The organism is Pseudomonas sp. PS01303 (genome assembly GCF_029959385.1).
In the GTDB taxonomy this organism is placed as follows: Bacteria; Pseudomonadota; Gammaproteobacteria; order Pseudomonadales; family Pseudomonadaceae; genus Aquipseudomonas; species Aquipseudomonas rustica.
On sequence record NZ_JASCPK010000273.1, the window covers coordinates 1 to 3,340 of the forward strand.

3 protein-coding genes are annotated in these 3,340 nt (G+C 60.6%); 1 reads left to right on the forward strand and 2 read right to left on the reverse strand.

Annotation, left to right across the window (positions count from 1 at the left end):
- Positions 1 to 69: 69 nt before the first annotated feature.
- Both QMX93_RS30270 and QMX93_RS30275 read right to left on the reverse strand, forming a co-directional pair.
- A complete protein-coding gene (locus QMX93_RS30270) occupies positions 70 to 2,202 on the reverse strand; it encodes a TonB-dependent receptor (protein ID WP_282359266.1) in 2,133 nt (710 codons plus the stop codon).
- Positions 2,203 to 2,295: 93 nt separating this feature from the next.
- Complete coding sequence (locus tag QMX93_RS30275; RefSeq protein ID WP_159815167.1) at positions 2,296 to 2,685, reverse strand: DUF2946 domain-containing protein; 390 nt, start codon at positions 2,683 to 2,685, stop codon at positions 2,296 to 2,298.
- 95 nt (positions 2,686 to 2,780) lie between these two features.
- On the opposite strand from QMX93_RS30275, the gene QMX93_RS30280 reads away from it, so the two are divergent.
- On the forward strand, positions 2,781 to 3,221 hold the full coding sequence (locus QMX93_RS30280; RefSeq protein WP_053120960.1) for a DUF3995 domain-containing protein: 441 nt from the start codon (positions 2,781 to 2,783) through the stop codon (positions 3,219 to 3,221).
- Positions 3,222 to 3,340 lie beyond the last annotated feature (119 nt).

The following is a 3,340-nucleotide window of genomic DNA, read 5'->3' on the forward strand; positions in this document are numbered from 1 at the left end:
GGGCAAGCCTTGCTCCTACAGTTTGGAATGTATTCCGCTCTGTAGGAGCAAGGCTTGCCCGCGAAGCTCTTAAAATTTCGTAGCGACTGTCAATTCAAAAGTACGCGGCGTCCCGAGGTAATACGCCGGCGACACATGCGCAAATTCGGCATACACCTCATTGGTCAAGTTGCGCACCCGCCCGGTCACAGTGGTGTGCGAATCGACCTTGTAGCTGAGGAAGCTGCCAAACAGCGTGTACGACGGCACTGTCATCGTATTGGCCGTATCGGCAAACACCGACGCCACATAGCGCGCATCAACCCCACCTTGCCATTGCGGCGAAAAATCATAAGTCAGCCACAGATTGCCGACCCGATCCGGCACGTTGGTCGGCGTGTTGCCCTTGCGCGACACCACCACGCCGGCAGCGTTTTTCTCGGTGAAATCGTCGTACTGCGCATCGACCCAGGCGAAGTTGCCTTCGGCCAACAACTTGTCGGTGATCCGCAGCGAACTGGCGATCTCAATGCCTTTCGACGTTTGCTGACCCACCGGAATGCTGCTGGTCGGATCCAGTGGATCGGTCACGGCGAAGTCTTTGCGCTCAATCGTATACGCCGCCAATGTCGCCGAACCGCGCCCGTTCAGATAATCGAACTTGCTGCCGATCTCCCATTGCTTGCCCGTCGAGACGTCGAAGTCCTGGGTGCCGTTCGGTTGCTCGGCGGCGGTGCTGTATTGCACGTAAACGTTGGCCGACGGGATGAACTGGTACGTCAGGCCGGCGCGTCCGGTGAGCGGTTCCCAGCTGCGTTTAAGGTGCTTGGGATTAGCGGCGGTCACCACTCGGTGGTTGGTCACGTCGAGGTCGATATCGTCATAACGCAAACCGGTGAGCAGCGACAGTTTGTCGGTCAACGCCAAGCGGTTTTCCATGAACAGCGCTTTGGTGGTGACCTGGTTGGTCTTGTCGCTGATCAACGCCGGGTTGGTGCCGGGTATGTCGTAGAAATGCCCCGGCCGGTAGTTGTTCGGATCAACCGTGCTGGCGCCTTTGACGTTCAGCGGGTAGTTGGTGGTCTGGTTGACCTTGTATTCGAAACCACCCGACCACGTCGTCTCAAGTCCCAACAGCGTGTTGTCGTGGCGCAGTTCGAACTGGTTGCCGTTCTGCTCGCCCTGATGGCGCACTTGATACGCGGTTGAGCGGTTCACCGCCGTGTTGTCGGCGTTGTACTGGTAGGTTTCGAGGTTGCGGTAATCGCGCTGGCTGTCGAGGTGATACAGCGTGTTGCGCAGGGTGGTGCTGTCGTTGATGCGGTAGTCGATGATCGAGCGCACCCAGATGGTTCGTTGCTCGTAGCGGCCGTCCTCGACGTTGTAGTTGTTGAAGCGGTTGTGTTTGTCGATCTTCAGCTCGCCGGCCTTGGGATTGAGCACTGGGGTTCCCCAATACGGACTGTCCTCGTGCTCGTCCTGGTATTCCAGCGCCAACGTGTGCGACAGATTTGGCGTCAGGTCGCTGAGCAACGAGAACGCCACGCTCCAGGCATCGCGTTCCTGGCGGTCGATGTAGCCGTTGCTGGTGTTGTGGCTAACGTCGAGTCGGGCGTAGTGCTGGATGTCGGCGCTCGGGGCGGTCAGCGCATGGTTGAGGCCGAACGCGGTTTCGGTGGTGTCGTAAGTGCCGTAGCTGACCCGGCCTTCGATGGCTTGTTCATCGCGCGTGGCGAGTTTGGTCACGTAGTTCAGCGAACCGCCGACCGAGCCTGCGCCGTTGATCAGCGACGACGGGCCGCCGACCAGTTCCACCCGGTCGTAGATCCACGCGTCCACCGGTCGGGCGAGACCGCCGGAGACGTTGATGCCGTTGAACATCTGGGTGATCTGGCTGCTGGTGAAGCCGCGATAAGAGACGAAGCCGCCGAAACCCGGCGGTGCGCTGGCATTGACGCCGGGCAGGGTGTTGGCGGCGTCCTGGAAGTTCTGTGCGCCATGGCGCTCGATGTCGTTGCGGTTGGCGATGGCCACCGAGGCCGGGGTGTCGCGCAGGCTGAGGCCGAGGCGCGAGGCCATGCCGCTGGACTGGTCGAGGCTCAGGCCCGGTTCGACGCCGGATTCGCCATCGATGGTGATGGGCGCCAGATCCACGGTGGATTGCGCCCAGACGTTAACGGACAGGCAGCCGCACAGGCTCGCCAGCAAAGTGAGTTGTTTCATCATTGAATCCTGAATGCTTGTCTAGGCGTCAGCGCACAGGCACACGCCGCGCGTTGGCGCAGTGGGCTGACAGATCAAAAAAGGCAGAAACACTCAGGCGAGCGGTGGGGCGCGAGGGTTGGCCGAGGGCCAGGTGAAGCGGGCAGGGAGGTCGGCGCTGACGATGGGCGCCAGCGGAGGGCTGTGTTGCTCCGGCAGAACGGCGAGGGTCAGGCTGGAGTTGAACGCCGGGCCCATGCCGCCGCCGACCGAGCACAGCGGACAGCCGAACGCCTTGGACAGGGTCGGCAGTTTTTCTTCAGTGGGGTTGTTGGCGATCGGCGCTTGCGTGGCCGGGTCGACCGTACAGAACTGGCCGCCGATACCGTTCAGCTGCATGCCGACCATTTGTCCGTGACCGATGCTGCAGGCGAACACGTTGAACAGGACGCAGCAATAGAGCATCCAGGCCAGCAGTGAGCGATCGGTACGGGAGAATTTCATGGGGCGGCACTTTACCGTACCGCCGATCGGTCGTGCACTTCAAAAAATGCCAACTAGGATGATTTGTTCAAATCCCTTTCCAAGGATTCTCGACCATGACCTTTGTGTTGGCTCAATGGCTGGTGACGGTTTTTGCGGTGATCGCCCTGGTGCATGTGTACTGGGCGCTGGGCGGGCAATGGGCGGCGGTGGCGGCCGTGCCGCAAGTGCCGGTGCAAGGTTTGGTGGCGACGGTGCGCCCGGCGTTCAAACCTTCCGGCTGGATCACGTTGCTGGTCGCGGCGGCGCTGTTGGTGATTGCGGCGCTGGTGTGTATGCGCGTGGGTTGGGGCTTCGCGCCGGTGCATCACTGGTCGCTGCAATGGGGAATCAGCGCGATTGCGCTGCTGCTGTTCGCCCGGGCGATTGGTGATTCGAACCTGGTGGGGTTTTTCAAAGAGGTCAAAGGCTCACGATTTTCACGGCTTGATACGTGGGTGTATTCGCCGTTGTGCGTGGTGTTGGGCGCGGGATTGTTGGCTGTTGCGTGGGTGTGAGCAGACGCCCACCCAGAGGCCGAACTCTCATTTCCACTGTAGGAGCTGTCGAGTGCAACGAGGCTGCGATCTTTTGGCTTTTAAAAGATCAGGATCAAAAGATCGCAGCCTCGTTGCAC